This is a genomic window from Ideonella sp. P3_A4, from assembly GCF_056403075.1.
Genome location: NZ_JBFUGE010000754.1, coordinates 1 through 2,624, shown reverse-complemented (window position 1 = coordinate 2,624; position 2,624 = coordinate 1). Strand labels below are relative to the sequence as shown.

Below are 2,624 nucleotides of genomic sequence, written 5' to 3'. Positions count from 1 at the left end.
GCCTTGGGGAAGCGCATGCCAAGCAAGATGCCAGCGATTGCACCACCAACTGCCCACCACACCAAGACGCTTAGCCCAACGGGTTCCTGGGCCAACATGAGGCGACCAAGACCAAAGATCCAGAGGCAAGCCAATGCCCCGACAGCGGCGCCCCGAATTCGATCTGCACGCGTGATTGGCGCTTGCCACCATTGAGTGAAGCGGAACTTGGCTTGGGAGACCGCCGCCTTCATGTTTGCAGCCTAACGTTCGAGGTAAGGGGCGGCTTGCGGCCTGCCGCAAGACGTCCCCTTGACTGAGGGGTTAGGGCCGCCGAAATGAGCGGACAACTCGTGTTTTCGGAATGYTGTCGTGCCAACCCGAGGTGCCGAAGAAGGAGAGCGCCTCAAAAGGAATGAACCGACACGCTGTACGCCCTAGAACCTGCCATATTGTTGGTTTGTGTCCGGCTTCACTGACCACGACGGTGCCGAAAAGCCACTTTCCCGGTGTTCGTGCCCATATACCTTCAAAGAAGGCGTAGTAAGCAAAGAACACTGGAATTCCAAAAACAAAGTCTGGAACTTTTTGGATTGCCTTGATGCTTTCCTCTCCAAGTATCAACCCGAGAATCATGCCCACCACGAGGCCGAGAAGCATAAAGCCGACGTAGTCAACGACAAACGCTCCAAATCGTCGCCCGCGCCCGGCAGGCTCAAGGTTATGCGAGGCGACAGCTGCGTCGATGACGCTGGACGGCGGTTGGTATGGATTTTCCTGTGCCATGAGTTGACCTTGAGATGGTGGAGAGCTCTAACGTTCGACGTAAGGGGCCTGCCGTAGGCAGGTCCCCTTGACGGAGGGGTTAGGGCTCACGGTGGCGCGCTCTTGGTTGAGTAGACGTTGAGTTCCGACACCCAAAATGCGAAGTCGCGTTTCGGTGAGATCTCAAGATTCGGCACAAGCCCCTGCTGCTGAAGCTCCGGCACCAGAGACTGGAATGTGTCAGTACCTCGAATGACGACCTTTCGACTGAGAGCATCGGAGTAGTGCTTGGTAGTGTTGGACTCGGCAAGCTGCTCAAACTCCTCATCCCCAAGAGTTCCTATGCTCCAGACGTGAACGTCGCGATCGATGGCGTAGGTCTTAATGCGCCAAGCCTTGCCATCAGCAAGAAGGAACTGAATTGTGTCCGGTTGCCCTTCGTTGGGACGCTCGACGTTTTGAACGTAGCTGCTTTGGACGTTCAGGAAGAAGATGATCAGGATCAGCGGCTGCATTCTTGAGCCCTAACGTTCGACGTAAGGGGCGGCCCGCCTGCGGGACGTCCCCTTGACGGAGTGGTTAGGCGAACAAGGCTGAGCAAGGAAATGACAGGAACGCGAGGGCGCCAGCGGAGCGACTGGGCTGTTAGATGGCGGTGAGGCCGAGCGAAGGCACCTGAGGACTTGTGGCATTTCGGTTCCTGCAACCTTGACCAATTGGCGATCCATGTTTGCCTGTATTTTCACCGGTGAGGCCAAGCAAGCCCGACGTTGAAGTGGCAGAGGGCTTCGAGCAAGTGCCGATCTGCTTGACAAGCGCTGGGCGGTTCCTGGATTGGTGGGCGCCGGAAGGGTAGACCCTGGGCTGTTCTTGGATTGCCAAGCGCTCGAAGGCCGACGTGGCACGACGGCAACTTGGATGGCAAGCGAGACCCAGCATTGAGGTCAAGGAATTTCTGACTTTGCCTAACGTTCGACGTAAGGGGCCTGCCGCAGGCAGGTCCCCTTGACGGAGGGGTTAGACCTCAGCGTAGACGACCGCGAAACCATAGGAGGCAGAGGAAACCCAGTATTGCGATCTGCTCCATAAGGGACAAGAAGAATGCGGACGGAAGATTGCTCCAACGGATTGAGCTAGCAAACGGATAAGCGTACGCTACCGTCCACGCCAGAACCAGGAGCAACGACCATTTGCTTCTTAGGAGGATGGCCACTCCGGCGGCGACCTTGAAGATGGCTGCTGGAAGATAGTGGTGCGGGGCCATGCTGGAGTCAATGATTGCCTGGTCGGCCATAAAGTCCCAAGAGCGGCTAAGTGCGTAAAGGCCGAAAAGGCCATGAATCAAAACGGCAAGACCGACCATCCATCGCACGACCAACAGCCATGGAAGGACCGGGCGAGCTCCGCTGGAGACTGGGGAGGCTTCAACCTTGGAAGCTGGTGGTGAATAGGGGTTGGGCTTCCGCATTGGAATGATGAGGTCTAACGTTCGACGTAAGGGGCTGGCCGCAGGCCAGTCCCCTTGACGGAGGGGTTAGGTGTCGGCGCCGGTGGCCTACTGCGGATAGGTTTCATCGTAGGGATGTGTGCCGTTGCGCCCGCCCTGCCATGGGGTGAGCTCTTCTAGGGAGTTGGGCGCCGCCTGGAACTGCTCAGCCTCATTTCGAGGCTGACAATGGCCATGGACATTGATGTTACCCAGCGGTTGAAATGCGCCCTCAACCTCGACGTTGATTGCATCTCCATGTGGCATCAAAACTATTCTTCCCGCGACGTAACCAGAACAATCGTTGCGTGGCCAGGCTGAGCCTCCCGATGAGACAACCACGATAGCCTGCTCGGGCGAACGCAACACTTGCTTTGAGACTGGTAGCGTACCG

The 2,624-nt window shown here is 57.3% G+C and carries 3 protein-coding genes; all 3 read right to left on the bottom strand.

Features of this window, described 5'->3' with window-relative positions; translation table 11 throughout:
- Nucleotides 1-303: 303 nt before the first annotated feature.
- On the bottom strand, nt 304-765 hold the full coding sequence (locus tag AC1DYI_RS32235) for an RDD family protein (protein WP_477208190.1): 462 nt from the start codon (nt 763-765) through the stop codon (nt 304-306).
- An 86-nt stretch (nt 766-851) separates the two neighbouring features.
- The gene (locus AC1DYI_RS32230) at nt 852-1,259 is read right to left on the bottom strand and encodes a hypothetical protein (RefSeq protein ID WP_477208189.1); all 408 of its coding nucleotides are present in this window, start codon (nt 1,257-1,259) and stop codon (nt 852-854) included.
- Nucleotides 1,260-2,299: 1,040 nt separating this feature from the next.
- Nucleotides 2,300-2,624 (bottom strand): hypothetical protein (locus AC1DYI_RS32225; RefSeq protein WP_477208188.1); only part of this gene is annotated, 325 nt, incomplete at its 5' end.

Coding starts and splice junctions, on each gene's coding strand:
- AC1DYI_RS32230 (WP_477208189.1), bottom strand. CDS start 1,259: ATGCAGCCGCTGATCCTGATCATCTTCTTCCTGAACGTCCAAAGCAGC.